The following is a 26,582-nucleotide window of genomic DNA, read 5'->3' as shown; positions in this document are numbered from 1 at the left end:
TTATGAAAATTTGGCAAACACTTCACAGACGACTAGTGTCTCGTCATTAAAGGTCCAGCCTTCTTCTTTACACTCTTTAGTAAAGAAATCAACATGTGCCTGATGCCAATATGCATACGTGCGGTCGCCCTCGCCCTCATGATAAGCATGCTCTTGCGATACCTGCTTAAAGGGCATTACCTCACAGACCTTGTTTTGCACGACGCAAACTGGCTTATTAGAACCATCCAGAATAATGCAATATTTACCCACTTGCGCCAGACTATCCTCTGGCACATAAATGCTAGTTGTCGCCGTTTTTATTCCCCGATTAACTAGATCAGCTAATTCATCAACCATTTTTTTCGTATCGCCAAAGGCAAATGCCTCATCCAATTCGCTAGGAGCAATTGCTCTTTCATTACAAAAATTACGCCAATACTGTTCTATTTGTGCATTCATTTTTCACCAAATAAACTACTTCCGTGGCAACCACAAAGCCAGCATTCTTGTAAACATGAATTGCCGCTGGATTGTCACAGTCAACTTCGATAGAAAATTCCTTACAACCCTGTTCTTGTAGAGTTACCATCATCTGTTTAATAAAGAACGTTGCAAAACCCCGACCGCGAAATTCTTCGGCAATTAACAAGCCAAAGAAATAATCCGATTGACCGCAGTCAACGCCGCAATAGCCGACAATTTTATTTTGATAACGTAAGACAAAACTTAACCCAGTTGGATCCTTCAACCCTTGAACTAAATAGTTCATCGTTGTCGTTAGTGGCTCGTCAAAAGATGCATGATAAATTTTAGCAACTTCGTCAACATCATCAGCCGTCATTTGCTCGACTGTTAACCCTGAAAGCGGTGAAGCCTTAACTGCCCTACTTGCTTTCATATAATATTCAGAGTCGGTAATAGTTAACATATTATTGTTCAAAAAATCAGGATTCTGCTGTAAAAAGATTTTTTCTGAAACAAAACTAAATTTTGAATAACCATACTTTTGTGAAATCCTAACTGCATGCTTTACCATCTCATCAGCAAATCCTCGTTTGCGATAAGCAGGAGCAACGATGACGCTTAACTCGACTTCGCTACCCGGCTCCTCATCAGCATACAACATTGTTAAGCCAACCATTTTTTGCTCACAATACGCTAACACAAAAGTTGGCATCTGCGAGAAATAATTATATTGATTGCTCAAATAAGGATCTTTAATTGTTTGGTCAAATTGATGAACCTCATTAATTAACTGATTTACAGCCTTAAGCTCACTAGCAGTTAAAGCCACTTCTTCAATGATCATTTTTTCTTTTTAAAACTCTCCATCAAATCTTCGGCATTCTGTTTAGCAGCTTCCGTCACGTTGCTACCAGCCATCATTTCCGCAATCGCAGTAATTGTTTCTTCTTGCGTCAATGGCCCAATCTGCGTATAAGTTGCTCCATCCTTAACTTGTTTAGCCACCAAGTACTTTTGGTCCCCTGCGGCGGCTACTTGCGGCGAGTGCGTAATCGCAATGACCTGTTTACTTTCACCAATTGAGTGCATCTTGGCGCCAATTGCCGCTGACACGCGACCGGAAACACCGGTATCAATTTCATCAAAAATCATGGTACCAACTGGCTCTACCCGACTAAAAATTGCTTTTAATGCCAAAATTAACCGCGATTGCTCACCACCAGAAACGATCTTAACTAGCGGCATCAAATCCTCGCCGGGATTTGGCGCAATCAAAAAGACAATTTCATCAGTACCTTTGCTGGTAAAAGTCGTTGTACTAGAAAAATCAATCGCAAATCGAGCTTTTGCCATATAAAGATCGGCCAATTCCTGCTTGATTTTTTCTTCAAGATTGCGCGCAACTTGCTCACGTGTATCATGCAGTCCTCGCGCTTCTTGAGTCAGCTTCTCTTCAATTACGGCAACTTGCTTCTGCAGTTCTTCTTCATCAAGGCCACCAGTTTCATATTGCCCTAATTCCTTTTGTACTTTTGTATAAAAAGCAAAAACATCTTCAAGATCTGGGCCATACTTTTTCTTGAGCGAATTCAAGGTATCTAACCGGCTAGAAACATACTGGTAACGTTCCTCATCAAAGTCCATTTCATCCAGGACATTCGATAGTTCTCCGCGGGCATCACTTAAAGCATATACCCCATCGTCTATCGTCTTGGCAATATCTTTAAACTTGGAACCATACTCGCTCAATTCATTGGCAGCATTTTGTGCATCGCCAATTAGCGTTTCAATACCGTGCTCGTCATCATCATATAATTGCATCAAATAATTGGCAGTATCGACAATTTTCTGATAATTGTTCAGCTCGTTAAATTCTTCTTCTAGCTGCTCATCTTCATGGACATCAGTCAGATTAGCCGCAGTCAGTTCATCATTTTGAAATTTTAAAATGTCCTGCTTTTGTGCCAACTCCTGCGCGTCTTTACGCAGGTGATTGAGCCGTGAAGTTAAAGTTTGCCACGTGGCAAAATCTTTCTGATAGCTAGCTAGAGCCGCCTTAAAACTTGCCGGCGCGTAATTATCCACTAAATCAATCTGCCGGTCCTGATCCATTAGTATCTGCTGATCATTTTGACCGTGAATATCAACTAGATAATTGCCTAACTCACGCAGGACATTAATCGTCGTCAACTGACCGTTAATGCGCACCACGTTGCGACCTTTGACAGCCAGTTCACGACTAATTATCAGCTGACCATCGGAATCCGGCAGACCATACTTTTCACATAACTCGGTGATTTCATTAGTGTCCTGATTAACCTCAAATAACCCCGTGACAACAGCCTTTTTTTCACCGCTGCGGACCATTTCTTTTTGACCGCGCCCACCCATTAAGAGTGACACGGCATCAATAATAATCGATTTTCCGGCACCAGTTTCACCAATCAGCACCGTCATATTTTCTTGAAAGCGAACCTTCAGCGCCTTGATAATGGCAAAATTCTTAATATCCAGCTCAACTAACATTTTTAACTCCTAAAGTTCATGAACTGCCCGTTCTACAACCTCTTCTGGCGTACCCGACCATAATTTCTGGCCGCCATGATGCTCTTCTTTTTGTAAATGAATCAAAAATTCAATGTTGCCCTTGCCACCCTTAATTGGCGAATAGTCAACATCAAGAACGTTGAAGCCAACCTTTAGCGCCTGCTCAACGGTGTGCTCAATTACAGCACAGTGAACCGCATGGTCATGCACAATACCGTGCTTACCTACATTTTCTGGGCCAGCTTCAAACTGCGGCTTGATTAGACAGACAGCATCACAACCATCTTTTAAAATTTCAAACATCGGTGGCATAATTAAATCCAGCGAAATGAAGGAAACATCTGTCATGGCAAAGTCAGGCAGACCTTGGGTAAAATCTGCCGGCTTACTATAACGAAAATTTTGCTTTTCCATGACAATAACACGGTCATCATCCCGCAGCTGCCACGCCAGTTGGTTATAACCAACATCAAGGGCATAAACCATCTTGGCACCATTTTGCAGTGCGACATCGGTAAAGCCACCAGTTGAGGCACCAATGTCCAAACAAATTTTATTATTTAAATCAATTTGAAAAGACTTCAGGGCTTTTTCTAATTTAAAGCCGCCACGTGAGACGTACTTTTTGCCATCATCTTTAATGTGAAATTTTTCATCTTCGGGAAAACTCGTGCCGCTCTTATCAATACGTTGGTGATTATGATCGGATACTAGTCCGGCCATAATTGCACGCTGTGCTTGTGTTCTTGAATGAAAAAGGCCCTGCTCTGCCAATAAAATATCTGCTCTTTTTTTCGTCATTTACAGCACCTTTTGGTATAAATCAAGAAAGCCCGCTAACACACTGCCATTCAAACCAGTTAAACTGTCTTGGGCATGCTTAATCAAGCTAGTTAATTCCTGGCGACTCTGCTTAATTCCCAGCAAAGTCAAAGTGTTATTTTTGCCTTCTTCTTGATCCTTATGTGTTGCCTTGCCAGCTTCCTCACTGGTCTCTACAACATCAACCAAATCATCATAAATTTGGTATGAACGACCAAAGTCATGCGCAAACGCCATCAGTTTGGCTTTCTTATCAGGATCAGCTCCAGCGTAAGTTGCCGCCATCTCAACGCAAGCAAGGATGAGACAACCTGTCTTTAACCATTCCATCCGATTGATGAACTGAGCATCGTCGGCCACGCTAGCATTGTTGGTCGAATCAATGTCGAGATATTGACCGCCAACCATGCCGTTAGGGCCAACTGCTTGGGTAATAATTTTAACTAAGTCAGAAGAATGACTGCCTGAGGCAATCCATTCAATTCCCATTGGCAACAATGCATCCCCAGCTAAAATTGCTTCGGCTTCGCCCCATTTTTTATGGCTTGTTAACTTACCCCGGCGATAATCATCATTATCCATTGCTGGTAAATCATCATGAATTAATGAATAGGTGTGAATCAATTCAATGCCGCAAGCAATTCGCACTTCTGGTTCACTAATTGGCTTGTCTAACGCAGCTAAAGTTGCTAGAAATAGCAGCGGGCGTAATCTTTTACCACCAGCCATTACTGAATAAGCCATAATTTGGCTAATCTTCTCATCATCAACTTCGCTTGCTAAATTCTTTGTTAAATATTCATCAACAACTGGTGTCCATATAGTTCTAAATTCTTTAAAAGTCATATTATTCCTCTGGTGCTGCCGCATTATTTGGATCTAGTTGGTGTTCTGTTCCGTCACTATCAACTAGTTTAGCCACAGTTTCTTCAGCCGCCGTCAATTTTTGGTTCAAATCACGGCTCAACTTAACTCCTGCTTGGAATTCCTTTAAAGCATCTTCTAGCGGCACATTGCCGTTTTCCAAATTTGCCACAATCTTTTGTAATTCTGTTAATTGCTCTTCAAAATTATTCTTCTTAGTTGCCATCATTTGTTCTCCTAACTGACTTTACAATTGCCTTAGCATTACCATCTTTAAAGTGTAAGTTAATTTCACCTTTTGCTTTAAGCTGCGCGACTGAACTCACAGTTTTCCCCTGATTATCAGTCGCATACGCAAAGCCACGATTTAATGTTTGCAAGGGACTATAATCGTTTAACTGCTGGCCAATTTGTCCTAATTGGTGCCGCTTTTCTCTTAGCATATTAGTCATATTAGCCTGCAACTTTTGATAATAAAAATCTTCTTGCTGCAACATCTGCCTAATTTGACCAGTTAGATTAGTCCCCAGTAGCGCTTGCTTAGATAACTGGTAACGCTGACGAGAACGCTCTAACTGGTGCTGCATATTATTAATTAACCGCTCACGCAGCATGTCTAATGTTTGTGCTTGCTCATCATATAACCGCGTTGGCTCACGCATAATCATCGAATTATTAATCCGATTAAGTGCGTCTCGTCGCACCCGAATTATATTTTGCATGCTTGACAGTAAACTGCTCTGTAATTGATGAATATTAGCTAACTCATCCGGCAAATTTGGTGTTGCATATTCCGCAGCTGCTGTCGGCGTTGCTGCCCGACTATCAGCTACTAAGTCGCACAGCGTCGTGTCAGTTTCATGACCAACTGAAGAAATTACGGGCATTGACATCGCATAAACTTGCCGAACAACAGCTTCTTCATTAAACGGCCACAAGTCTTCAAGTGACCCACCACCACGACCAATGATCATGACGTCATATTTATCACCATATGACGAAATTTGCTTCATTGCTGCTACAAGCGAGGCAGCAGCGCGGTCACCTTGAACTTGTGCTGGAAATAAGTCAACTTCTGCGTGAGGAAAGCGCCGATTAACAGTTACCAAAATATCGTGAATAACGGCACCCGACGCACTCGTAATTACCCCAATATGATCGGGAAAGTGTGGCAACGGCCGTTTATGCTCTTGCGCAAATAAACCTTCGTTGGCTAGCTTGGCTTGCAGTTGCTGCAACTGCTCATAAAGTGCACCTAACCCAGCTGGCTCCATTGATTCAGCATAAAACTGATACGAGCCTTGTGGACCATAAACACTAACATAGCCGGTCACAAAGACCTTCATGCCTTCTTCTGGTCGAAATTTAACTTTATCAAAATATGACCGAAACATGACCACATTGATTTTTGACTTTTCATCTTTTAACGAAAAATATTGGTGTGAATTACGCCGAAAGCGAAAATTTGACAATTCACCTTGCAAAAAGACTTTGTGCAAATAAGGATCATTTTTAAATTTTTGCGTAATGTAATAATTCAAATCCGTAACGGTAAGATATTTATTATCTGCCATGATTTCTCCTTGTTAGCTTGACCACTTGCTCCATCAGTGATTCAACTGTTAGCGGCCCAATGCCACCAGGAACTGGAGTAATGTAACTTGCCTTGGGTGCAACCTCGTCAAAATTAACATCACCAACAGTTCGACCATTAACCCGATTAATCCCGACATCGACAACAACGGCATCTTGCTTAATCATCTCAGCTGTTACCAAACCGGCATGCCCAGCCGCTGACACTAAAATATCCGCTCTCTTAGTATATTCGGAAAGGTTCTTAGTCTTCAAGTGCAAAATGGAAACTGTTGCATCTTGTTCTAGCATTAAAGCAGCCAATGGCTTACCAACAATGCTGCTGCGACCAATGATTACAACATTTTTACCCCGTAAATTAATTTGGTAATGCTTTAACAATGCCAAAATACCGTGAGCAGTTGCCGGTTCAACAAAATGATCGCCGCGCCACAAGCGCCCGACGTTGCTCGGCGTCAAGCAATCAACGTCCTTGTCAGGACTAATATGTTCTAAAGCTTCATTTAAATCAATTTGCTCAGGCACTGGCAATTGAACCATAATGCCGTTAATTTGTGGATTAACATTTAACTCGTCAATTAATGCTAATAAATCTGCTTGGCTTTCGTCAGCTGGCAATTGATAAACTTTCTGCGCAATTCCAATTTCTTGTGCACGTTTTTTTTTCGTTCGCAAGTAAATTTTACTGCCTGGATCATCGCCAATATTAATTACGCAAAATAATGGCTCAATTCCTTGCTCTTTTAATTCACTAACCTGCTGCTGTAATTTACCCGCCAGCAAGTTAGCCAAGCCTTTACCGTCCAGAATCTGCCCCATCAATAATTCCTTTTCTATAAAAATAGCCGGCTTCACAGCCGACTATTAGTTATTTTTCAACAAAATTTGCCAAAACGCCATTAATAAATGGTTTAGTCTTTGGATCGGCAAACTCATCACATAAATTTAAAGCCTCATTTACTGCTGCCTTAGGCTCAATTTCATCACTATACTTAATTTCGTATAAGGCAACTTCCAGAATAGCAAGGGTAATTTGATTAATTCGGTTAATCCGCCAGTTCTTCTTTAAGTGACTAGCGAGCTCACCCTTCAGCTCATCCCGTTTAGTAACTACGCCTTCAATTAGAGTTTTCGAATAAGCAGAAAGTTCTTTTAAATCAAGCGCTATAACAGTTTTAGCTTCAACATCTGCCGGCAGCATTTTTATATCTTGATTAGCCAAATAAACCGCCTGCATCGCAACTCTACGACTCTCGTGTTGATTCATTTTTACTCTTTTCATCAATGTCGGAAAACAGCTTTGAAGTTTCACTGTTATCCTTGTCCTCATCCTCTGGGAAGACTAATCCGGTCACGTGAACGTTAATTTCTTTAAAGGTTAAGTCAGTCATTTGCTTAACTTGCTCCAGCAAACTGCTTTGCAAAGTCATCGCAACCTTAGGAACATAACTACCTGCTTCAACGTTAATATAAACCTCAGCAATCAAGTTATTGTCGTCGTCAAGACCAACTGTAACGCCTTTACTGCGATCCTCACGTCCTAAAACTCGGTTAATCCCAGATCTGACACTGCCGCGCATTCCGGCAACACCGTCAACTTTTTCGGCAGCAATGCCCATGATAACTTCAATAACACTAGGATCAATTTCGATTTCTTCACCGTTATTTTTATCGTCTAAGACAATTTTTGAACTATCTGCCATTTTGTTTACCTCGAAAAACTACTTATTTGCGCGAGATACGTATGTACCGTCAGCTGTATTAATAGTTAATACATCACCTTCATTGATGAAGAACGGTACGTTAACTACCAATCCAGTTTCCATAGTCGCTGGTTTACCACCACCGGAAGAAGTATCACCTTTGATATTAGGTTCTGTTTTAGCAACTGCTAAGTCAACAGTGTTAGGAAGCTGAATTCCCAAAGTCTTGCCATCATGCATAATGACACTAACATCCATGTTTTCCTTAAGATAATTAGCTTCATCCTTAACTTGTTCGTTAGCAATCGCTAATTGGTCATAAGTGGTTGTATCCATGAAAACATAACTTGAACCATCATTGTACAAGTATTGCATAGCCTTGGTTTCAATTTCTGCAGTTTCTACCTTAGCAGTTGAACGGAAAGTATTTTCTTGAACTGCACCTGTAGTCAAGCTCTTAAGCTTTGAACGAACAAAAGCACTACCCTTACCTGGCTTTACGTGTTGGAATTCAACAATCCGCCATAAGTCATTGTTAAATTGAATGGTTAAGCCATTCTTAAATTCGTTAACTGAAATCATTGTCATATTTAGTACCTCATCTCCATAATATATCTTACCAATTTGCGCATAATTTTACTATTAATAATATTTAAATTTACAAAGAAATTAATTCGTCTTTAGGTAGGGTAGACAAGGTTTCCGGTGTTTGATCGTGAACCAAAATATCGTCCTCAATCCTGACGCCACCCTTATTCGGTAAATAAATTCCCGGCTCAACGGTGTGAACCATGTTGTTAACCAGATCCTGTTTACCAAATGGCAAAGCAGGCTGACATAATTCATGAATCTCTAAACCAATACCATGACCGATGCCATGACCGAAATATTCACCATAGCCTTGCTCTTTAATATAATCACGAGCTGCCTTGTCAACATCACGACCGTGATTACCAGCAACTGCAGCAGCAATCCCACGTCTTTGCGCTTCGTGCACAATGTCGTAAATCTTGTGCATTTCACGGTCAACTTTACCAACAGAAACAGTCCGAGTGATATCAGCCGCATAACCATGATAGAAAGCACCAAAGTCAATCACTACCATGTCGCCGTCAGCAATCATCTTGTCGCTGGCAACACCATGAGCCCAAGCTGAACGAACACCAGAAGCGATAATTGTATCAAAACTTGGACCATCGCCGCCATTAACCTTAAACAGATAATCAAGCTTGGCCCCAATATTACGCTCAATTGCGCCAGGCTTAACTAACGGCAAAATTCCATTAAAACTGTCCATTGAAATGTTGATTGCCTGCCGTAAGGCTACAAGTTCTAACTCATCTTTCACATTGCGGACACGTTCAACGAGTTCTTCACAAATAACAAATTCAATTTCTGGGTTTAACTTTTGCAAATTAGCAAATTCAACTGCCGAAACAAATTCGCCTTCAATCAGGACTTTTTTAAGATTAGCTTGTCCTAACTGCTTGCTGATTTCTGCGTCTTGATTGCCGCGCTTCATAATTACCGTTAACTCACCGGGAGCTTGCGCCTTAATCTGATCAGCAAATCTGGAGTCCGATAATAAAATACGGTCCCCTTGAGCTGTCAAAATCAGCTGCGCTTCTTCACCGGTAAAGTTGGTTAGATAGCGATAGTTAGCTTGGTTAAAGATTAGCAAACCATCAGCGTTTTGCTCTTTAATAAGCTTTGTAACTTCAGCAATTCGTCTATTTAAAAGTGTTAATAATTGGTCTTGTTCGTCCATTGCGCGCACCTCTTACGGAAAAAATACTTAATTCTATTCTACCGCTAAAAACGTACGCTTGGCTATTCTATTTAAATATTAAATAAAATTAAATTAAAAACGCATAAAAAAGACGAGAAGCACGTGCTTTTCGTCTTTTTCTTAAGAACTAAATTACTTAGCTTCTTCTTCGACTGGAATAACAGAAACTTGCTTTCTGTATTTGTCCAACCGTTCAAACTTAACAACACCGTTTACTAATGCAAACAATGTATCGTCTCCACCTTTACCAACGTTTTGGCCTGGGTGAATGTGTGTACCACGTTGACGGTAAATAATAGTACCTGCGTGGATAGTTTGACCATCAGCAGCCTTAGCGCCTAAACGACGACCAGCTGAGTCACGACCGTTAGCAGTAGAACCTCCACCCTTGTGGTGGGCAAATAATTTAAGACCTAAAATATTCATATCATTTCACCTCTGAATTAAGCTTCAATTTTTTCAACTGTAACCTTAGTATAAGGTTGACGGTGACCATATTTTGAATGTGAGTGCTTCTTAGGCTTGTACTTGAAAGTAACAACTTTCTTTTCCTTGCCTTGCTTTTCAACTTTAGCAGTTACTTTAGCACCCTTAACTAATGGGCTGCCGATTTTAACATCTTTACCATCAGAAACAAGAATGACTTCATCAAAGGTAACTTCTTTGCCTTCTTCTACATCAAGCTTTTCTACAAAAATAGCGTCGCCTTCAGCAACTTTGTATTGCTTACCACCGGTTTTAATAATTGCGTACATTACTGCACCTCCAAAAAATACTTAGACTCGCCAATCGAGGTGCTTTTTTAAAAAGACTTCTTACCTCGAAATGTGCGGTTGCAGATGTGGAGGTCTCCACAAATACAACTACTTTATGATACTCCCCTTAAGAGAAGTTGGCAATAAAAAATTCTTGATTATTAATAACATATCGCCTGTTAATCCGAAATTGAGCAGCATTTTTACATTAGGAATAATTGCCTAATTTAAATCCGCCACTTGCCGCCATGCACCTTGGCAATATTTTCAGTAACAATAAACGCTTCGCCGTCAATTGCCCGCACTTTAGCAACTAGTTGGCCATATTCATTAGGGTCAACCACGATTACTAGCTGCTGCTTATCTTCATCGCTATAACCACCAACGACATTGTAGACAGTCAGCCCCTCATAATCCTGCTGCAGCATCTCTTTAATCTGCTCAAGGTTTTCATTGCTCATAATGGTTACCTGATATTTTTTGTCCAAGCCAGTTTCGGTGTAGCGCATTGTCAGCGTAGTAATAATTTGTGAAAAAGCCGCCAGCAAAACTGCCTCAATGCCGTCGACAAAAACGTTCAACAGAATAATTGACATATCAAGCATTAGCAACGTTAAAGTTGGATCAAGATAAAAATATTTTTTGAAAATTAATGGTGGAATTGTGGTACCACCAGCCGACGCGTTAATTCGATAAAGCATCGAAACGCCAATGCCCATTAAGACACCGCCATAAATAACGGCCAGCATGTTATTTGATGTTAGTTTAAAGCTCGGTGTTATTGCCATTAAAACTGGCAATAACAAACTGCCTAAAGCCGCCTTTTTTAACGTTTCTTTTCCTAAAAAGATCGTTGCTAAGATTAGCAACAGCGCGTTTACAACCAGAACCGTTATCGAGCGATTAATACCCCAAACAGCATCAACCAATATCGCAATTCCCGTAGAACCACCGGCTGCAATGTTAATTGGCGCATAAAAGAAGTTAATTGCAATCGTGATTATTTCCAGCCCCGCTAAGAAAAATAACCAATATTGCCACGTATGTGTTTGTTTATTAATTGTCATCTCATCTTCCTTCCAAAATAAAATTATTACTTCCTATTGTAATAAGAAAGCAATAATCTATTCAAGAAATAAGCAAAAAACAACAATAAATTAAAAATACTTTAATTACTAATAATTACTAATTTTTTATTTTATCGTTAATAATTTATGCGAGTACAAAAAGCCTCTCTGTCGTCTTAGTGCTCAACTTATTTTCAAACATAAAAATTTATCTACTTTCGCTTATAAGTATATATAATATCAAGCGGTAATAATTATCACAATTTAATCCTTCTCATTTTAAAAGCTCAGAGCAATATACTCCGAGCTTTTAACATTAATTATTCTGTTTCATACTTAATAGTTTGGTTGCCCTCGTATGCCGGGAAACCTTTTGCAGCACGATATAATGCCCGCTCAAAAGCTTGATAGCCTTTGCTTGAACTGACTGCAAATTTGACATTATACTTGCTAGCAAATTCACGAATATTCCACGTACTGTCATGGGCCGCAAATGCTGTCACCAAAATCACAATATCCAAATCCTTAATTTGATTTTCCATGACCTTTTTCTTGCCCTGAAAAGCATCTATGGGAATCGGAATTCCGTGATAACGATTGACAATGCCTTCGAGCATTGCCTCATTTTGATTATCACCAATGGCAATGCCAACACGTTGATAATGCAAATCCATGTCTAACTTAGTAATGGCAACCTCATCTTGAACTGCCTTGACCTTTTTCTTTTTAATTACAGGTTTTGACTTTGGTTGATCAACCTGATAAATCCACCGCAGCTGAATGGCATCCGCTGGATTTTTCTTCAAGCGGACATCCCCGTCATACCACGCCAAATCTACAATTGAACCATCAACTAGCTGAACATTACCCTCTTGGAACTGACTTGAATCAACTGGAAGTAAAACTGCCTTACCCCGAATCCGCAGCTTTTGTCCCTTGATATTGCGACTAACCGACAAATGACCAGTCCTGCCCTGCACAACTGCGTATTTAAAAGTTGAAATTTTATCAACTTCGGTTGCCGACAGTTTACGAAAACCGACAACCCGCAAAATGGTTGCTTCATAATTAGGATTGTTTTCTTCAGGAACTGCTTCAACAATATCGCCGCTCTTTAAATTAAGAGAATGAATTTGTGATTCCTTCAAAGTATAAACGCGCTGATTATTACCATTAATCAGGTCGCAGCCGCCAAGAAGCCGAATTACTGTATAGCGCTTGCCCTTACGATAATCTCGTACAGGCTTCTCCTTAGGCTGCATTGCTTGCTCAAAGATTTTTTTATTAATCACATCTTTAGTCGTGTTTGAAGCTTGAATTGCTTGTTCTAATTGACTTAGACTTTTACCATAACTAGCGCCAATGTTGGGTGTAAAGGTCAACCGATGAATTGCCGACAATGCCGTGTTCTTAGCAGCAGGGTCGCCGGGAGTAGAAATTAAATCAGCTAACCCCGACAACAGTAAATTTACTTGCTTGGCATCGACCTTAACAGCAGTATCGCGAGTTTTTACAGTTGCTTCGGGCGCAGCGCCATCATCAGCCATCCCCAGTATCATCTTAATTGCAGCCAACCCGTTGCGCAGACTTTTATCATCGCCCGCGGTTTGGTTTAAAATTCTTTTTAAATTATTTCGATAATCAAACATTTTTTCTCAACTTTTCTAATCTGATTATTCTAGTATATATCAAATGAAAAAAGCCCGACAACAGCCAGACTTCAAACTCATATTTTTTAAAAGACGCCACCGCCGGAGCCGCCACCAAAGCCACCAGATGAACCACCAGAAAAGCCGCCACTAGCACCTGAGCTCGAAGAACCAGACGAAATTCCACTGGTAAAGCTAGAATTAAAACTTGCCGCGAAACTATTTTTCCCGCTCAAATAAAATGGCGCGTAATAATAGAAATCATCATTCGCAAATTCTTCTTTGCTAAATTCAATTTTCAACTGTTTAACAACCTTGTCCGCGAGATCAAAAGCAACGGCATACGGCAAAATATCTTCCCAAAGAATCAAATCACCAACAGCCCGCATTTTGAAATTGCCAATATCAGACAACATCTTTTTAAAACCGCGAACCTGTTCTGCCTCTCGAGCGCCTTCTTTTGTATACAGTGAAATTTGATTTTTCGCACGGAAATATGCGGCAATGCCAAGTAAAATAATAATTGTCTCGCCGATTGCAAGCTGCATCTTATACTGACCGAAGATTCCCCACGAAAAGAGCACTAAGACAAAGCTGATCGCAAGCAAGAACAAAATTGAGCCCAGTGTAAACGAGCGCTTGTCATACAGGTCAGACTCAAGATAGCCTTGATCTTCAACCCCAGTAAATTGCGTATCGGCCCAGTCATCGAACTTATTTCCCAATTTTTTGCTATGATACTGGCGCAGCTCACGTGTCGTAAATGATTGCCCGTCACCAAGATCATTAAACAAGAACTGCATTAATGGACTAGCAGTTAAAATTTCTGGGTCTTGCAATGTAATTCGATAATATACTTTATGATGCACTAGATAATCGTCCAGTTTAACCTTCTTTTGCACCGCTAACTGCATTAGGTAAGCAGTAAAAGCACGGCTATCAGGCTTACGACCACTGTCCAGAATTTGAGCGGCAATTGGCGTAACTGCAGGAAGACTGTAGTTATGCCTTAATTGTGACATTTTAGCAGGCTTAGTTCCTTGCTTTTTAACAAACAAACCCTGCAAAACTGCGCCGATACCAGTTAATAGTGCAGCTGCAATCATCACGGCGTTAATAATTCGATCGCGCTTGCGCTCTTGGTTAGCCTTCTCAGCCAAAGCCGCTTCCTGCTTAATTACTGCTTGGCGGTGATTTTTGTCAATCACATTTTTATTTTGCGGCGTAACCGTTAATGGAAAAATCGTGTGGACTTCAACGCCAGTATCACCGTCTAAATCGTCAACATGCATCACAATCTTACCTTGATTTGGTAAAACCTTAATTTCACCGTTTAACGGTCCGTGCGCCCAAGCCCGTAAATTTTTGACTTTACCAGGGAAAATCACACTTGCTTGCACGTGATCTAAGTCTGTATCCCAGCCATTCCCAATAATCATAAAGTTAAGCTCAGCAGTGTCGCGATAATTGGTAACTGCATTTGTTATCTGATAATGGTAAGTTACCGTCAGCCTATCGTCCTCACTAACGGCATGGTAAACTTTAAAGCGATAGCCATCGTCATTATGCTCAATTGAAAAGTCGTGAGCAGTTTGCTCAGGTTCATTGTTATCTTTAACAGTGACACTAACGTTCTTAACTGCTTGTTTTTTGCCCAGATTTTGCTGGTAATAGACGCCATGCATGTCATCGTTAAAATCGTACCTAATCTGCCGCGTCATTGTTAGTGAGCCGTTGGCATTAACTTTTGCCGTAACATTAACGTATTCAATATCGTATTCATCATCAGCATGAACATTTTGACTAATAGTCAGGCCAAGTAATACTACACTTAGCAAGACAAAAAGTCGCACTAGTTTACGTTTCATTAGTTTCTCCCATAAATTTATTTGCCTTAATTATACCAAAATTCAGCCACTTCAATGACTAATTTTTGCCGTCATTCTGCGGTTTATGCACTTATTTGAAAATAAATAAAACTTTTTGTTGCAATTAGTAAAACTTTTCTCTATAATAGTTAATGTTCTGTGAAGGACAAACAAACATACAATGGTCTGGTAGCTCAGCTGGATAGAGCAACGGTCTTCTAAACCGTGGGTCGTGGGTTCGAATCTCACCCGGATCATTAAATAGAAAAAAGCAGTTAAGGTTTTGATGCAAAAGTCTCAGCTGCTTTTTTCTTTTTAAAAATTAGCATGTATTACTCATCCAAAAACATGTATACTGAAATCATGAATTAAACCTAAATACAGCGTAATTATATATAGGAAGTCAACACAATGGAAATTACTTCTAGTCCAGCAAATTTACTATTGCTAGTTATATTAGCGATCATCACCCTAGCCCTTAGTCTGTACCTCTTATACCCTCTTTATGATTTTTGTCAAAAACGGCGGCACCAGCAATCAGCTAAGTACAAAACATTAAGAATCTGGCTCAGCAGCTTGGTCGGCGTCCTTGTTCTGCTATATTCAATCAACTTAATGCAAACAATCTATCTAATCATCGTTCATCACTATTACTAATAGGAATAATATCCATGAGCCAACTTACACTAACTAAATTTAAGCAAAAATACTTTTATAAGACCGAGCTTCAAGACCTGTGCAGGCAATACGGCCTGCCAACATCTGGGACTAAGGCCGAACTCAATTCGTACTTAGAAGCGTTCTTGTCCGGTATTCCTAAAGACCAAATTAAGCCTACCCGAAAAAAGCAAAAAGTGCGCCAACTTACAGCTGATGAAATCACTTTAACAACGCCAATTGTCGATTCAGGATTTTCTTTTAACGATGCCAGTCGACAATTTTTTGCGGAATACTTTCACGTTGACCATTTTTCCTTTAAAAAAGAAATGGCGATTATTAAACGCGCAGCTGAAGCTCGCCGCGATACACAAATGACTGTTGGCGACTTAATTGCTCAGTATCAGGATTTGACGTCAACTAAGCAGAGCCAACAACTCGTTAGCCAAACAGCTGAGGAAAACACTTATCAGTGGAACAACTTTGTCCGTGCGTTTTGTCAGGATACAGTTAGTCAAGAGTTTGATAGTAAGCTTAAAGTTGCCGCTATTCTATGGCAGCATGTTAAGTCTTCAACTAAGCCCAAAGAATTTACGCCTGACTTAGTTGAAATTTACGCCGCAGAAATTAATCAATTTAGAAAAAAATAAACAGGAACCTCTCAGTATCTCGAGAAGTTCCTGTTATTTTTATTTTCTGAAAATCGTTGGCTTGCCCAGCGCCGGTTCAGTCATAATTTCTAAACCATTTGCCGTGAAATCAAGTGGCAGTAAAGTATCATAAATTTTAATCTCAACAAATTTATCACCATTGCTGTTAGCAATAATTGGAAATGACCACGGTCCAATTGCAGCCATCAAATTGTCATCTTGCTCACTAATCGTGACAATTCCATAGCCAGGATTGCGATAATCACCAAGTAATTCCGGCTTAGCTTTAACTGGCTGCGGATTCTCGCCCTCGGCCTCATTAAATTTACGTTGCTTAGTTGCCAATCTCTGAGCCATGAAGTCCGACGAAGTTTTAATCCAATCATGCTGCTCAAGACCTGCAAAAGTATCAATTGTTTGGTATGCCAGAGCAAAAATCGCATCGGTTGAGTCCAAGTTCATTGTCGAAACAAATGCCAAGTCAAGTTCCGGAATAAAGCCTAAGAATGAGCAATAGCCAACATACGAGCCGCTATGGAACAGGTATTTATAACCATGATAATCTTCCATCATCATCCCTAAACCGTAATTAGAGAAGTGGGCACCGCCGTATGCTCGGTCAACTGTCATAATTGATTGCGGCTCGTAGCGCTGCATCGTAATGCCGGTACCAGTTTGAGCAGTCTTTAATTGAAATTTGCCCCACTCAAGCAAGTCAGAAATGCTAGCAAGCATACTGCTGGCACCGCCAACCTTACCTGGCGCAATAAACGGGACTTCACGCAAGTTGCCATGATCCAGCAGATAAGGCTTAGCAATGCGACTGCGCTCGCATTCATGGTGATTGATAAAAGTATTATTTAACTTCAGTGGCTTTAACAAGTTTTCACGAATATAAGAGCCGTAATCCTTGTTAATTACCTGCTCCATTACATAAGTTGCCACCGCAAAAATCAAATTACTGTACTGCATCTTAACGCGCAATTCGTGATTGGGCTCCAAATGACCAACTGCTTCGGCCTTTTGCGCTAGCGTCAAGTCCTGCTTGTTCCAGTTAGTAAATCGCATCCAATCGTGAGCCGGCAAACCACTCTGGTGGCTTAAGGCATCCCGCCACGTCAAATGCTCAGTCACATACGGGTCAACCATGTTAAATCCCGGCCAATACTTTTTAAGCGGCTCATCTAAATCAATTTTGCCTTCATCGGCCAACTTGCAAATTGCCGTTGCCAAAAAAGTCTTCGAAATTGAAGCCAGCGGATACAGTGTGTCCTGCTCAGCATCACCATAGACATGGCTATAAGTTTCTCCCTGATAATAAATTCCCAAACCTAGGCTGGGCAAGCGGAAGTTTTGCCGGATTTTTTCAGCATAATTATCGATTTCTTGGATTTTCATGAACTAAGTCCTCCTTATATCTGTTCAAATTATAACATTTATTATCATACCTAAATTAAAATTTTCATAAAATCTTATTTTTACTATCTAGTATCATTTATTTGTTAAAATCTGAATATTATTAAGCAAGTTTACTTTTGTGTCATTTTTGCTTGCCTTTTTAAAAATACTTTAGTATCATATTGATTAAATATTTATGAGAGGTGAGTCAAGATGACGACTATTAAACAATTGAATCAACCACAAGTTAAATATTATTTTCGGTACTTTCACAATTTGATCTGAGTGCCGAATTTGTTATTGCATTTAGACACGCAGGTCGAATAATTTTGATGACTGTGTGTCCTAGTTAAGTACTTTCTTCTCAAAAAAACTCGCACAGTTGTCATCCTGTGTGAGTTTTTTTATTAGGAGAATTTTCAATGAAAACTGTTAAGCAAATCGTTCTAGACACCTTAAATGGCTTATCAACAGGAATTGTCGTCGCACTAATTCCCGGTGCCCTAGTCAACCAACTAGTCAAGGCTCTTGTCCCTACTTGGCCCGGGCTAAGTTTTATCCTTGCGTTAACAGCATTTGCGGCCGGACTTCTGCCCGCAATCAGCGCCGTTTGCGTTGGTATGACGGGGAAATTGACACCAATCCAAACGTCTTCCTTGGCCTTAGCTGCAACTGCAGGTGGCGGTAATTTCGTAATGACTAATGGCAAAATCGCCGTTAACGGTAGTGGCGACGTCATTAACACCGCGATTACAATCATGATTGGCTACGGCTTAATTTTACTGTTGGGTAAAAAACTCAAGACATACACAATTTTGCTAGTACCCCTGCTAGTTTTAGTCATCGCTGGCGGTATCGGCTGCCTAACTAAAATTCCAGTTTGCCAGTTATCGACACTAATTGGTGTCGGCATCGAGCACCTAACCAACTTGCAGCCAATTCTAATGGGCATCATTATGGGAATCGTGTTTGCTTTACTGATTGTTTCTCCAATTTCTTCTGTCGGCATCGCTACTGCCATCAACCTAGTGGGCATTGCTTCTGGCTCCGCCAATCTTGGCATTACAGCCGCTAGCTTCAGTTTAGCAATTTTCGGTTGGCAAGCTAATTCGATTGGTACCTCAATCGCCCATTTTCTAGGATCACCTAAAATGCAAATGGCCAATTTAATGACTAGCCCTAAGTTGCTGGTACCCGTGTTAATCAACGCCGGAATCGCTGGCGGTCTTGGCGCAATCTGTAAAATTGGCGGTACCCCAATGAGTGCTGGCTTTGGCTTCTCAGGATTAATTGGACCTCTGGCAGCAATGGCCGGCCGTCCTGCAAACGCAGCTAACATTACTTTGATTGTCATTCTTTTTGTAGTCGTACCCGTTGCCTTGGGATTATTGATGAATTACATTTTCAACCAGCAACTGCATTACTTCTCAAGTAAAGACTTCGAACTTGATTTCAGTTAACAAATAACCCCTACTTCATTACAAAGCAGGGGTTATTTATTTTTTCAAAATTGCCAGGGATCACTCACCAACTTGGGTCCCGTTGCTGTTTTCAATAAGATTGTTGTTGAACGTTGCTGCGCAAATTCTTCTAATGAAAAGCCATTTTGACCGCTGACAACCTGAATATCAACATGAACTGCTGGATAACTTACTTGCAGTTGCTCAATTAAAGCGCGCGCTTCTTGATGCGACAATGGCTGCATATTCGTCAGGATAACATCAATATCTGAAGTCAAACTAACTACAGGCAATCCCGTAACCAGCTCAAACTGCAAGCTGCCACTAACTCCCCAATCATAGTTATTGAGCAATGATATGATTTTTTGCAATTTTGTAAAAGCTGGTAATTGGGCCCGCTCTTGCGCTAACTTAGGTAAATAGGTTAGTGCCTGCTGCGGACTGATCAGTTTTCGCCACTTGTTGCGCGGTAAAAAGGCTGCAAAGCGTTGACTTTTAGTAAAACCACGAATGCCAACCGGAATTTGCGTACCCTGTTTGCCACGCCTGACAATGACATAAGGTGCCTGTGTGAGCATTTTTTGTGGCCATGACAGTAAGGGCTGCGGTTTTAGTGAGGCAACATCTGCCAATTCAATTAAAGTATGCGGCGGAATTAATGCCATTCTTCAGCCATCAGCTTCCGCACTTGATTAGTAGCCTTGCGACCGCCAGCCGTACCATTAACAGCAATTTCGTTGGTGTAGCGGAAAGACAGGTCAGTTGGCGCGCCCTCTAGGCTAGCAAAGGCATCGTCTAAAGCTGCTTTAACCGTTAATATCGCTTGCTCATTACAATCGTAGCCTTTAACTTGCGGGATCAAGCGGTACAGAGCACCTAATTTTTGGTAATTTTCAATATCATAGGCCATCGCTGGAACATGCTTAGTAGCTTCTTCAACTTCCGCAATCGTTCGTTGCGTAATCCGCGCGCTTGAGGCCTTACTCATCGCCTGAACCGTGATGCTCATGTCATCTAATGCTACTAACCGGTTAGATTGCAGACCATGTGCCAAAAAGCCACCGGAAACTGCATCCCCAACAATTAACGCCACTAGCTTATGTCCACTCTGCCTTGCCCGCGCGTATGCACTTGCACTAGCAGCCAAAGCCATGTGAATGCCAATTAATTCTTCCTTATAACCATAGGCTTGACTGGGCACATCGACAATCATTACAATCGGCGTTTTCTGTGCTTTTTCCTTATCTTGCGCAATTAAATCATTGACCACACTAGCTACCGTAAAACCTTCTTCAAGACCAACTTCACCGTGACGAACCCGCGGAAAACGATTATGGGCATCTGGCACAATTGCAATGTACTCCCGATTATCCTTTTGCGCATGTAACACCGTGGCTACTTGACTAGTAGCATTTTTAATACCGGTTAACAACTCAAACCAATTGCGACCACGAGACTTTGTCCCAGGCTCACTACCAGTTGTTGCAGCAGCCAAATGATGTGGTTTAACTTCAACTGCTTGGTACAACTGATTATAAGTTGGAATATCCAGCGGCTTTTTTAAATCAAGATAGTCCAGTAGCGATAAGTAGAAGTCACTACGCTCGTCGCGGTGACTATCCTTTTTATTGCAGATTGCCTCATAGATTGCCTGCTTGATTGAGTCAACATCATCTGCAGTAACTTCATCAATAATGCCGGTCTTTTGTCGCTGCTTGGTTCCCAAAGTGTCCCAAATTAAATTTTTATCAGAAGAATCCCACTCACGCACACCGGCTTCTTGCTCAATTACTTCGGGACCATTCAAGCCAATTCGCGCCTTATCCGTACCGATAACGTACGACAATAGTGCGTTGGTAATTGACATGCCGCCAAACGAACCAACGCGCCCCGGCACTAAACCAATTACCGGAACGTACTTCTTCAAGGCAATGACTATATTATGAATTTCAGAAATTGAAAGCAACCCATAATTTGCTTCCTGAAGCCGTACGCCACCTGTATCCAAAATCAAAATTGGATAAATAGTTTTTCCTGCCTGATTATCAGTTAATGCGTGCTCCAGCGCCGCCACAATTTTGGCACCAGAGACCTCACCAATTCCGCCGCCTTGGAATGAACCTTCAATTGAAATGACAACTACCTGCTTGCCCTTCATCAACCCCTTCATAATCACAACGCCGTCATCAGATTCTGGCACGATATTTTGCGGCTCTAAGTGTGGTGAAATCAGGTCATCAAATGGCCCGATTAATTCTCTCGTTGAGCCGTGGTCAAGCAATGCCTCCGCTCTTTGACGAGCATGCAATTCCACAAAACTATTGTTCATCTTTCAATGCCTCCATTGCTTGAGTAAGACGCAAATTTACAACACCCGGTGTAGCGCCATAATCATTAATTTCAAACTTGGCCAGCAGCGGATAACGAGCAAAAAAGCGTTCTAAAACATTCTGCCAAACTTTTTTAAAGCCATCACTGCCAGTGATAATGTCAAGCTCCGATTGCTTTGCCATAGTTGGACGCATAATTATTTCCAAATCACCGGAAGCAACAACACCAACATGGACAGGCCGCGTAATTGGCTCATGTGCTGCAAAACTAAAATGTAACTTCTCCATAATTTTAATTCTCCTCTATTAAATTTAACTCCAACTACGGAACTTAGCTGGTGGCGTGTACAGACCCTGGGACCACTTAACAAGGTCTTTCATATTTTGCGCCGCTAATAGCGAGCGCGTTGCCTGATTTCTTTTCACACCTAAATCCTCAGGAAAAGCAACTATGCCACGTTGACGCAAATCCTTAACTGTTGCCGGATTAGAACGCAAGCCAACTGGCGTCACACCAGCAATTGCCTCAATGGCTGCCTGCCGTTCCGCCATACTATCAATCTTGTACAAGTAGGCAATGCCTTCCTCAGTGACGATATGCGTTGTGTCCTCGGAATAAATCATGATCGGCACGTTCTTCAGTTTGGCTTCTTTTTGCACCTCAACTGCATCGAGCTGATCGACAAAAACCGGCTTTTTATTAGCGCCAAAAGTTTCTACCATTTGCACTACCAACTTTTGTCCCTTACCTAACGGATTATCGTCAGGACGCAAACTTTGCCAAGCAGGTGTGGAATGCCGCCGTCCTGTTGGGTTCGACCCCATGTTAGGCGCACCACCAAAGCCGGACAACCGCCCGTGAGTTACTGTCGAAGAATTACCATACTGGTCAATCTGCAATGTTGACCCGACAAACATATCGAGCGCGTATTGCCCCGCCATTTGGCCATAAGCACGGTTTGAGCGCATTGTCCCATCAGGGCCAACAAAGAAAACATCCGGCCTAGCAGCAATGTATTTTTCCATTCCAACTTCACCGCCAAAAGAGTGTATTGACTCAATCCAGCCCGATTCAATTGCCGGAATTAACGTTGGTGTTGGGTTGACCTCCCAATTAGGAACAATTTTGCCTTTTAAACCCAGCTGCTCACCATAGGTTGGCAGTAATAATTCAATCGCCGCAGTGTTAAAGCCAACCCCGTGGTTAACTGACTGCACGTTGTGCTTTTCATAAATGCCCCGAATTGCCATCATTGCCATCAAAATCTGCAACTCCGTAATGTTTTGCGGATCGCGAGTAAACAGCGGCTCAAGTTGGTACGGCTCATCTGCGGGAATAATCACGTCGACCCAATCTCCTGGAATATCAACGCGCGGAACTTGATCGACGATTTCATTTGCCTGCACAATCACGATGCCGTCATGAAAGGCAGCTGCTTCAACAATTACCGGCGTCTCTTCGGTATTGTAGCCCGTGTACAAATTGCCCGCGCGATCAACCTTATCCGCAGCAACTAAAACAACATTGGGGATTAAGTCGATATATAATCTGGCATATAATTCCAAATACGTATGAATATCGCCAACCTGCAGAGTGCCATCGGCAATCATCTGCGACACCCGCGTACTTTGCGGACCAGCATACGAAAAATCAATTTTACTGGCAATCCCATCCTCAAAAAGATCCAAATGTTCAGGCCGTGAAATACTGCTCATAATCATGTGCAAATGATTGACCCTTTCTGGATCAACGTTGGCCAATGTTTTAGACAAAAAGCTGGCCTGCTTTTGGTTATCTCCTTCCAGCACAACCTTATCACCCGGATTAATCAGAGCTTCCAAAACAGCTGTGGCATCTTCGGTTTTAGCAAACTTACCATCTAATAGTTGACTAGCATTAGTCAATTTTTGCTGTTTGGCCTCACGATGTGTGGCCCAATTTCGTCTTTTACTCATTTTTACTACCTCTTTTTCCATTTATTTAATAGGTAAATCGCATCGGCAACGCTTGTTTGATTAAGGTTAATCTGTCGTAAACCGCCAAATGTTTGGTGCAAAATCGTCGTAAATGGCGTACCCGGCACAAAGTTGACAATTACTTCTGGCTGATAATCCCGCGCCACATTAATCATGTCTTCAAAATATACCGGATATATTAAGTTATTAATTAAATCCGTGGCCACAAACTTTGCTTGGCGAACGCTGCGCCCCGAATAGTTAGTTAAGTAGCGGCAATGCGGTTTAGCAATCGTAATTTGCGCAATTTCCTGCTCTAATTGTTCTGCCACCTTTTGCATCAATGGTGAATGCGATGGCACCGGCACTCTTAATCGTTGTGCGATGACGGCACCGCTTTGCTTGGCCAATTGCAATACCTGATCAATTGCCGTCAGCTTACCAGAAATACAGGTTTGGTTAGCTGCGTTTTGATTTGACAAAAACACTGGACTAGCAGGAGAGTTTATCTGTGCCACTAACGGAGCCAACTGCCTTCTAGTTAAACCCGCGACAACTCCCATGCCATAGCCACTTGGATACGCGTTCTGCATCAAGCTTGCGCGGTGTTTAACAACTCGAAACAAATCATCTTGCTTAATGCTGCCAGCTGCATAGGCTGCCGCAAAAGCACCTAAACTGTGACCTGCCACTAAATCAGGCTTATTTTCAGCAGCAATTAGCTGATTAATCTGGTCAACTTGTACTAACGCAATGCTAACTTGCAATTGAACCGAGTCATGATAGCCTTCTGCCGTGTCCACTAATTTCAGCCCCAACAATTGCTCAACGTGCTCTTTTAATTCAGAAGTGACGTGAGCCAGCATCCCAGCAAATTGATTACCTTGTCCTGGAAACAACCATAATGCCCGCAAAAAGACCATCTTCTTTCTTTTATCAAGTTACCTAAGTCAATTTTAAACTTTATTTTTAACAGAAAAAAGGATTTTATTGCCTACTATAAGTTAGCTAATTTACGATTAATTTCATTTTTAGTATTAATATTTTAATATATTATGTTTATCATTAATCTCGATTTAATAAGTATACCAGCACTGCTTTAATTATTAATAATCCATAAATATTAAAAATATTTAGCAATTATTAATTTAATATGCTAAAATTTATAACAAATTTATTAAAACTAAATTAAATATAGAGGAGCAAAACTATGCGAAAATTTAAAACATTAAGTTCCCTTGGAATTATAACCACAGCCGCACTCGTTTTAACTGCTTGTGGTAAGAGCAGTGACACCACAAATGAAAGTAAATCAGTTAGTAAATTACCGGAATCTACCCCAGCTAAAGCCGCTAAACAAGGTGGTACTTTGAAGTTAGCATTAGAAACTGACACCCCGTTTTCTGGGATTTTTTCTAACGAATTATCAACCAGTGATATTGATTCCGAGGTTGCTAGCCCCGGTGCAGAAACACTCTTTGATACCGATAATCATTACCGAATTACTGACAAAGGCCCAGCCACTTTAAAACTTAACCGCAAGAATAACACGGTCACGATTACTGTCAAAGAAGGCGTTAAATGGTCGGATGGTAAGCAAGTAACCGCCAAGGACTTGGAATATCCTTACGAAATTATTGCCAATAAGGCTTCCAAATCTGAGCGTTATAACAAGAATTTGGAAAATATCTTGGGCCTGAAGGATTATCATGATGGCAAGGCTAGCAGTATTTCTGGGATTGAAATGCCCGAAGGTGAAAACGGCCGAACCATTATCATTCATTTCTATGAATTAAAGCCGGGTATGTACAACAGTGGTAACCGCTACTTCTGGGAAACCGCTGAGCCTTACCATTACTTAAAGAATGTTCCGTTTAGCAAATTGGTATCTTCTGACCAAATTAGAAAAAAGCCGCTTTTCTTTGGGCCCTTCAAGGCTGCCAAAGTTACTCGCGGGCAATCAGTTACATGGACGCCTAATAAGTATTATTGGCGTGGCAAGCCAAAGTTAAATAAGATTATTCTCCAAGTTGTTACCCCTAATTCAGCAACGCAGGCGATTAAGAGCCACAAATTCGACGTGGCCGACATTATTCCGACGCAATGGATGCAAGTTAAGGACACCAAGAACGTCAACTTTATCGCGCAAATTCCGCTGGCTTACCACTATATTGGTTTCAAAGTTGGTAAATGGGACGCCAAGCAGAATAAGAACGTGATGAACAAAAACGCCAAAATGAATAACAAAGCTCTCAGACAAGCCATCGGCTACGCAATGAATGTTGACCAAGTCGATAAGCATTACACTCATGGAATTAAGTTCCGGGTGCCAACGCTAATTCCGGCACAATACGGTGATTATTCGGACCAGACAAATCCCGGCTTTAACTTTAATTTGAAAAAGGCCAACAATATTTTGGATAAGGCGGGCTTCAAGAAAAAGGGCAAGTGGCGCACGCAACCAAATGGTAAGCCTCTGACCATCACCTTTGCCGCAATGAGTGGTGACACCAACCAAGAGCCAATTGTTCAAAATTACTTGCAGCAATGGCACAAGATTGGTTTGAATGTTAAGTTGGCTGGTGGTCGCTTGACTGAATTTAATTCATTCTATGATAAAATTCAAAACGATGACCCGACAATTGACATGTATATGGCTGGCTGGGGCCTACCGAGTGAACCATCGCCACAGTCGTATTATAGTGAAACTTCAATCTTAAATTATATGCGGTATGTAACTCCTGAAAATAATAAGTTATTACGCGAAATCGATTCTCCTAAGGCATTCAACCACAAATACCGGGTGCAAAAATTCCATGAATGGCAAAAGTATATGGCTGACCAAGCTTGGGCAATTCCAATTGATAATGCCTATACAATTACTGCCGTTAACTCCGACATTACTGGTTATTCAAAAGAACCAGCACAATCAAACAACAACCACCCACTTTGGTATAAAGTTGGTTTTGTTAAATAGTCATTTTTAAACCAAACTACTCCTTAATTTTGCATGAAAAAAGGTCAACT

Annotated in this window: 27 protein-coding genes, 1 tRNA gene and 1 other annotated feature; of the genes, 5 read left to right on the top strand and 23 right to left on the bottom strand. The window is 41.2% G+C overall.

What is annotated here, in order from left to right:
- The 17 genes from PT287_RS06430 to PT287_RS06350 form a co-directional block, all read right to left on the bottom strand.
- Positions 1–441 carry an ASCH domain-containing protein gene (locus PT287_RS06430; protein WP_277133576.1) on the bottom strand — a complete coding sequence of 147 codons (441 nt, stop codon included), beginning with the start codon at positions 439–441 and terminating at the stop codon, positions 1–3.
- A complete protein-coding gene (locus PT287_RS06425; RefSeq protein ID WP_277133574.1) occupies positions 410–1,291 on the bottom strand; it encodes a GNAT family N-acetyltransferase in 882 nt (293 codons plus the stop codon). The genes PT287_RS06430 and PT287_RS06425 overlap by 32 nt, the downstream gene beginning before the upstream one ends.
- A complete protein-coding gene (gene recN / locus PT287_RS06420) occupies positions 1,288–2,973 on the bottom strand; it encodes a DNA repair protein RecN (protein ID WP_277133573.1) in 1,686 nt (561 codons plus the stop codon). The genes PT287_RS06425 and recN overlap by 4 nt, the downstream gene beginning before the upstream one ends.
- A 9-nt stretch (positions 2,974–2,982) precedes the next feature.
- Positions 2,983–3,795 (bottom strand): TlyA family RNA methyltransferase, encoded by an 813-nt coding sequence (locus PT287_RS06415; protein ID WP_277133571.1) that lies wholly within the window; start codon positions 3,793–3,795, stop codon positions 2,983–2,985.
- Positions 3,796–4,662: a polyprenyl synthetase family protein gene (locus PT287_RS06410; protein WP_277133570.1), complete on the bottom strand. Its 867-nt coding sequence runs from the start codon at positions 4,660–4,662 to the stop codon at positions 3,796–3,798.
- Position 4,663: 1 nt separating this feature from the next.
- Positions 4,664–4,906 carry an exodeoxyribonuclease VII small subunit gene (locus PT287_RS06405; protein ID WP_277133569.1) on the bottom strand — a complete coding sequence of 81 codons (243 nt, stop codon included), beginning with the start codon at positions 4,904–4,906 and terminating at the stop codon, positions 4,664–4,666.
- The gene (gene xseA / locus PT287_RS06400) at positions 4,896–6,254 is read right to left on the bottom strand and encodes an exodeoxyribonuclease VII large subunit (RefSeq protein WP_277133567.1); all 1,359 of its coding nucleotides are present in this window, start codon (positions 6,252–6,254) and stop codon (positions 4,896–4,898) included. Before xseA ends, PT287_RS06405 begins: the two co-directional genes overlap by 11 nt.
- Positions 6,244–7,092, bottom strand: coding sequence for a tetrahydrofolate dehydrogenase/cyclohydrolase catalytic domain-containing protein (locus tag PT287_RS06395; RefSeq protein WP_277133565.1), 849 nt, complete (start codon positions 7,090–7,092; stop codon positions 6,244–6,246). The genes xseA and PT287_RS06395 overlap by 11 nt, the downstream gene beginning before the upstream one ends.
- Before the next feature lie 49 nt (positions 7,093–7,141).
- Positions 7,142–7,540, bottom strand: a complete 399-nt coding sequence (nusB, locus tag PT287_RS06390; RefSeq protein WP_277133563.1) for a transcription antitermination factor NusB — start codon at positions 7,538–7,540, stop codon at positions 7,142–7,144.
- Entirely contained in the window at positions 7,518–7,976 is a 459-nt protein-coding gene (locus PT287_RS06385) for an Asp23/Gls24 family envelope stress response protein (RefSeq protein WP_277133561.1), read from the bottom strand. Before PT287_RS06385 ends, nusB begins: the two co-directional genes overlap by 23 nt.
- Before the next feature lie 18 nt (positions 7,977–7,994).
- Positions 7,995–8,564, bottom strand: coding sequence for an elongation factor P (gene efp / locus PT287_RS06380; protein WP_277133560.1), 570 nt, complete (start codon positions 8,562–8,564; stop codon positions 7,995–7,997).
- 70 nt (positions 8,565–8,634) lie between these two features.
- Entirely contained in the window at positions 8,635–9,744 is a 1,110-nt protein-coding gene (locus PT287_RS06375; RefSeq protein WP_277133558.1) for a Xaa-Pro peptidase family protein, read from the bottom strand.
- 153 nt (positions 9,745–9,897) lie between these two features.
- A complete protein-coding gene (gene rpmA / locus PT287_RS06370; protein ID WP_277129453.1) occupies positions 9,898–10,191 on the bottom strand; it encodes a 50S ribosomal protein L27 in 294 nt (97 codons plus the stop codon).
- 17 nt (positions 10,192–10,208) lie between these two features.
- Positions 10,209–10,520 (bottom strand): 50S ribosomal protein L21, encoded by a 312-nt coding sequence (gene rplU / locus PT287_RS06365; protein ID WP_277133556.1) that lies wholly within the window; start codon positions 10,518–10,520, stop codon positions 10,209–10,211.
- Positions 10,521–10,533: 13 nt separating this feature from the next.
- Positions 10,534–10,610, bottom strand: a sequence feature (ribosomal protein L21 leader region).
- 137 nt (positions 10,611–10,747) lie between these two features.
- A complete protein-coding gene (locus PT287_RS06360; RefSeq protein ID WP_277133554.1) occupies positions 10,748–11,587 on the bottom strand; it encodes a YitT family protein in 840 nt (279 codons plus the stop codon).
- Positions 11,588–11,907: 320 nt separating this feature from the next.
- Complete coding sequence (locus PT287_RS06355) at positions 11,908–13,236, bottom strand: DUF2325 domain-containing protein (protein WP_277133552.1); 1,329 nt, start codon at positions 13,234–13,236, stop codon at positions 11,908–11,910.
- 86 nt (positions 13,237–13,322) lie between these two features.
- Entirely contained in the window at positions 13,323–15,104 is a 1,782-nt protein-coding gene (locus PT287_RS06350; RefSeq protein WP_277133550.1) for a DUF2207 domain-containing protein, read from the bottom strand.
- Positions 15,105–15,287: 183 nt separating this feature from the next.
- On the opposite strand from PT287_RS06350, the gene PT287_RS06345 reads away from it, so the two are divergent.
- The 3 genes from PT287_RS06345 to PT287_RS06335 all read left to right on the top strand — a co-directional run bounded on the left by PT287_RS06345 (position 15,288) and on the right by PT287_RS06335 (position 16,411).
- A tRNA-Arg gene (locus PT287_RS06345) sits at positions 15,288–15,361 on the top strand.
- 154 nt (positions 15,362–15,515) lie between these two features.
- Positions 15,516–15,761: a hypothetical protein gene (locus tag PT287_RS06340; RefSeq protein ID WP_277133548.1), complete on the top strand. Its 246-nt coding sequence runs from the start codon at positions 15,516–15,518 to the stop codon at positions 15,759–15,761.
- 14 nt (positions 15,762–15,775) lie between these two features.
- Positions 15,776–16,411, top strand: a complete 636-nt coding sequence (locus tag PT287_RS06335; RefSeq protein ID WP_277133546.1) for an SAP domain-containing protein — start codon at positions 15,776–15,778, stop codon at positions 16,409–16,411.
- A gap of 39 nt (positions 16,412–16,450) precedes the next feature.
- Here the strand turns inward: PT287_RS06335 and PT287_RS06330 are convergent, their stop codons facing one another.
- Positions 16,451–17,809, bottom strand: coding sequence for a serine hydrolase domain-containing protein (locus PT287_RS06330; RefSeq protein WP_277133544.1), 1,359 nt, complete (start codon positions 17,807–17,809; stop codon positions 16,451–16,453).
- A gap of 422 nt (positions 17,810–18,231) precedes the next feature.
- On the opposite strand from PT287_RS06330, the gene PT287_RS06325 reads away from it, so the two are divergent.
- A complete protein-coding gene (locus PT287_RS06325; protein ID WP_277133542.1) occupies positions 18,232–19,269 on the top strand; it encodes a PTS sugar transporter subunit IIC in 1,038 nt (345 codons plus the stop codon).
- 44 nt (positions 19,270–19,313) lie between these two features.
- Here PT287_RS06325 and PT287_RS06320 read toward each other — a convergent pair whose 3' ends face one another.
- The 5 genes from PT287_RS06320 to PT287_RS06300 are packed head-to-tail and all read right to left on the bottom strand — an operon-like array spanning position 19,314 to position 24,478.
- Positions 19,314–19,934 carry a malonate decarboxylase holo-ACP synthase gene (locus PT287_RS06320; RefSeq protein WP_277133541.1) on the bottom strand — a complete coding sequence of 207 codons (621 nt, stop codon included), beginning with the start codon at positions 19,932–19,934 and terminating at the stop codon, positions 19,314–19,316.
- Positions 19,925–21,598 (bottom strand): biotin-independent malonate decarboxylase subunit beta, encoded by a 1,674-nt coding sequence (gene mdcD, locus PT287_RS06315; protein ID WP_277133540.1) that lies wholly within the window; start codon positions 21,596–21,598, stop codon positions 19,925–19,927. The genes PT287_RS06320 and mdcD overlap by 10 nt, the downstream gene beginning before the upstream one ends.
- The gene (locus PT287_RS06310) at positions 21,588–21,887 is read right to left on the bottom strand and encodes a malonate decarboxylase subunit delta (RefSeq protein WP_277133539.1); all 300 of its coding nucleotides are present in this window, start codon (positions 21,885–21,887) and stop codon (positions 21,588–21,590) included. Before PT287_RS06310 ends, mdcD begins: the two co-directional genes overlap by 11 nt.
- A 24-nt stretch (positions 21,888–21,911) precedes the next feature.
- Entirely contained in the window at positions 21,912–23,555 is a 1,644-nt protein-coding gene (mdcA, locus tag PT287_RS06305; protein ID WP_277133538.1) for a malonate decarboxylase subunit alpha, read from the bottom strand.
- A 5-nt stretch (positions 23,556–23,560) separates the two neighbouring features.
- Positions 23,561–24,478 carry an acyltransferase domain-containing protein gene (locus PT287_RS06300; protein ID WP_277133536.1) on the bottom strand — a complete coding sequence of 306 codons (918 nt, stop codon included), beginning with the start codon at positions 24,476–24,478 and terminating at the stop codon, positions 23,561–23,563.
- A gap of 287 nt (positions 24,479–24,765) precedes the next feature.
- Between PT287_RS06300 and PT287_RS06295 the strand changes: the two genes are divergently transcribed.
- On the top strand, positions 24,766–26,532 hold the full coding sequence (locus tag PT287_RS06295; protein WP_277133535.1) for an oligopeptide ABC transporter substrate-binding protein: 1,767 nt from the start codon (positions 24,766–24,768) through the stop codon (positions 26,530–26,532).
- Positions 26,533–26,582: the final 50 nt, after the last annotated feature.

Source organism: Lactobacillus sp. ESL0679 (assembly GCF_029433515.1).
GTDB lineage: Bacteria > Bacillota > Bacilli > Lactobacillales > Lactobacillaceae > Lactobacillus.
Note: the sequence above shows the minus strand (reverse complement) of the source record. Positions and strands in the feature narration are given on the sequence as shown.

Excerpts from the sequence above, each read along its gene's own strand:
- PT287_RS06300 (WP_277133536.1), bottom strand. The coding sequence starts at position 24,478 with ATGGTCTTTTTGCGGGCATTATGGTTGTTTCCAGGACAAGGTAATCAA.
- PT287_RS06325 (WP_277133542.1), top strand. The coding sequence starts at position 18,232 with ATGAAAACTGTTAAGCAAATCGTTCTAGACACCTTAAATGGCTTATCA.
- PT287_RS06295 (WP_277133535.1), top strand. The coding sequence starts at position 24,766 with ATGCGAAAATTTAAAACATTAAGTTCCCTTGGAATTATAACCACAGCC.
- nusB (WP_277133563.1), bottom strand. The coding sequence starts at position 7,540 with ATGAATCAACACGAGAGTCGTAGAGTTGCGATGCAGGCGGTTTATTTG.
- PT287_RS06350 (WP_277133550.1), bottom strand. The coding sequence starts at position 15,104 with ATGAAACGTAAACTAGTGCGACTTTTTGTCTTGCTAAGTGTAGTATTA.
- PT287_RS06395 (WP_277133565.1), bottom strand. The coding sequence starts at position 7,092 with ATGGGGCAGATTCTGGACGGTAAAGGCTTGGCTAACTTGCTGGCGGGT.
- PT287_RS06375 (WP_277133558.1), bottom strand. The coding sequence starts at position 9,744 with ATGGACGAACAAGACCAATTATTAACACTTTTAAATAGACGAATTGCT.
- mdcD (WP_277133540.1), bottom strand. The coding sequence starts at position 21,598 with ATGAACAATAGTTTTGTGGAATTGCATGCTCGTCAAAGAGCGGAGGCA.
- PT287_RS06425 (WP_277133574.1), bottom strand. The coding sequence starts at position 1,291 with ATGATCATTGAAGAAGTGGCTTTAACTGCTAGTGAGCTTAAGGCTGTA.
- PT287_RS06335 (WP_277133546.1), top strand. The coding sequence starts at position 15,776 with ATGAGCCAACTTACACTAACTAAATTTAAGCAAAAATACTTTTATAAG.
- PT287_RS06320 (WP_277133541.1), bottom strand. The coding sequence starts at position 19,934 with ATGGCATTAATTCCGCCGCATACTTTAATTGAATTGGCAGATGTTGCC.
- PT287_RS06330 (WP_277133544.1), bottom strand. The coding sequence starts at position 17,809 with ATGAAAATCCAAGAAATCGATAATTATGCTGAAAAAATCCGGCAAAAC.
- recN (WP_277133573.1), bottom strand. The coding sequence starts at position 2,973 with ATGTTAGTTGAGCTGGATATTAAGAATTTTGCCATTATCAAGGCGCTG.
- PT287_RS06310 (WP_277133539.1), bottom strand. The coding sequence starts at position 21,887 with ATGGAGAAGTTACATTTTAGTTTTGCAGCACATGAGCCAATTACGCGG.
- PT287_RS06405 (WP_277133569.1), bottom strand. The coding sequence starts at position 4,906 with ATGGCAACTAAGAAGAATAATTTTGAAGAGCAATTAACAGAATTACAA.
- efp (WP_277133560.1), bottom strand. The coding sequence starts at position 8,564 with ATGACAATGATTTCAGTTAACGAATTTAAGAATGGCTTAACCATTCAA.
- rpmA (WP_277129453.1), bottom strand. The coding sequence starts at position 10,191 with ATGAATATTTTAGGTCTTAAATTATTTGCCCACCACAAGGGTGGAGGT.
- PT287_RS06410 (WP_277133570.1), bottom strand. The coding sequence starts at position 4,662 with ATGACTTTTAAAGAATTTAGAACTATATGGACACCAGTTGTTGATGAA.
- PT287_RS06340 (WP_277133548.1), top strand. The coding sequence starts at position 15,516 with ATGGAAATTACTTCTAGTCCAGCAAATTTACTATTGCTAGTTATATTA.
- PT287_RS06355 (WP_277133552.1), bottom strand. The coding sequence starts at position 13,236 with ATGTTTGATTATCGAAATAATTTAAAAAGAATTTTAAACCAAACCGCG.
- rplU (WP_277133556.1), bottom strand. The coding sequence starts at position 10,520 with ATGTACGCAATTATTAAAACCGGTGGTAAGCAATACAAAGTTGCTGAA.
- xseA (WP_277133567.1), bottom strand. The coding sequence starts at position 6,254 with ATGGCAGATAATAAATATCTTACCGTTACGGATTTGAATTATTACATT.
- PT287_RS06415 (WP_277133571.1), bottom strand. The coding sequence starts at position 3,795 with ATGACGAAAAAAAGAGCAGATATTTTATTGGCAGAGCAGGGCCTTTTT.
- PT287_RS06430 (WP_277133576.1), bottom strand. The coding sequence starts at position 441 with ATGAATGCACAAATAGAACAGTATTGGCGTAATTTTTGTAATGAAAGA.
- PT287_RS06385 (WP_277133561.1), bottom strand. The coding sequence starts at position 7,976 with ATGGCAGATAGTTCAAAAATTGTCTTAGACGATAAAAATAACGGTGAA.
- PT287_RS06360 (WP_277133554.1), bottom strand. The coding sequence starts at position 11,587 with ATGACAATTAATAAACAAACACATACGTGGCAATATTGGTTATTTTTC.
- mdcA (WP_277133538.1), bottom strand. The coding sequence starts at position 23,555 with ATGAGTAAAAGACGAAATTGGGCCACACATCGTGAGGCCAAACAGCAA.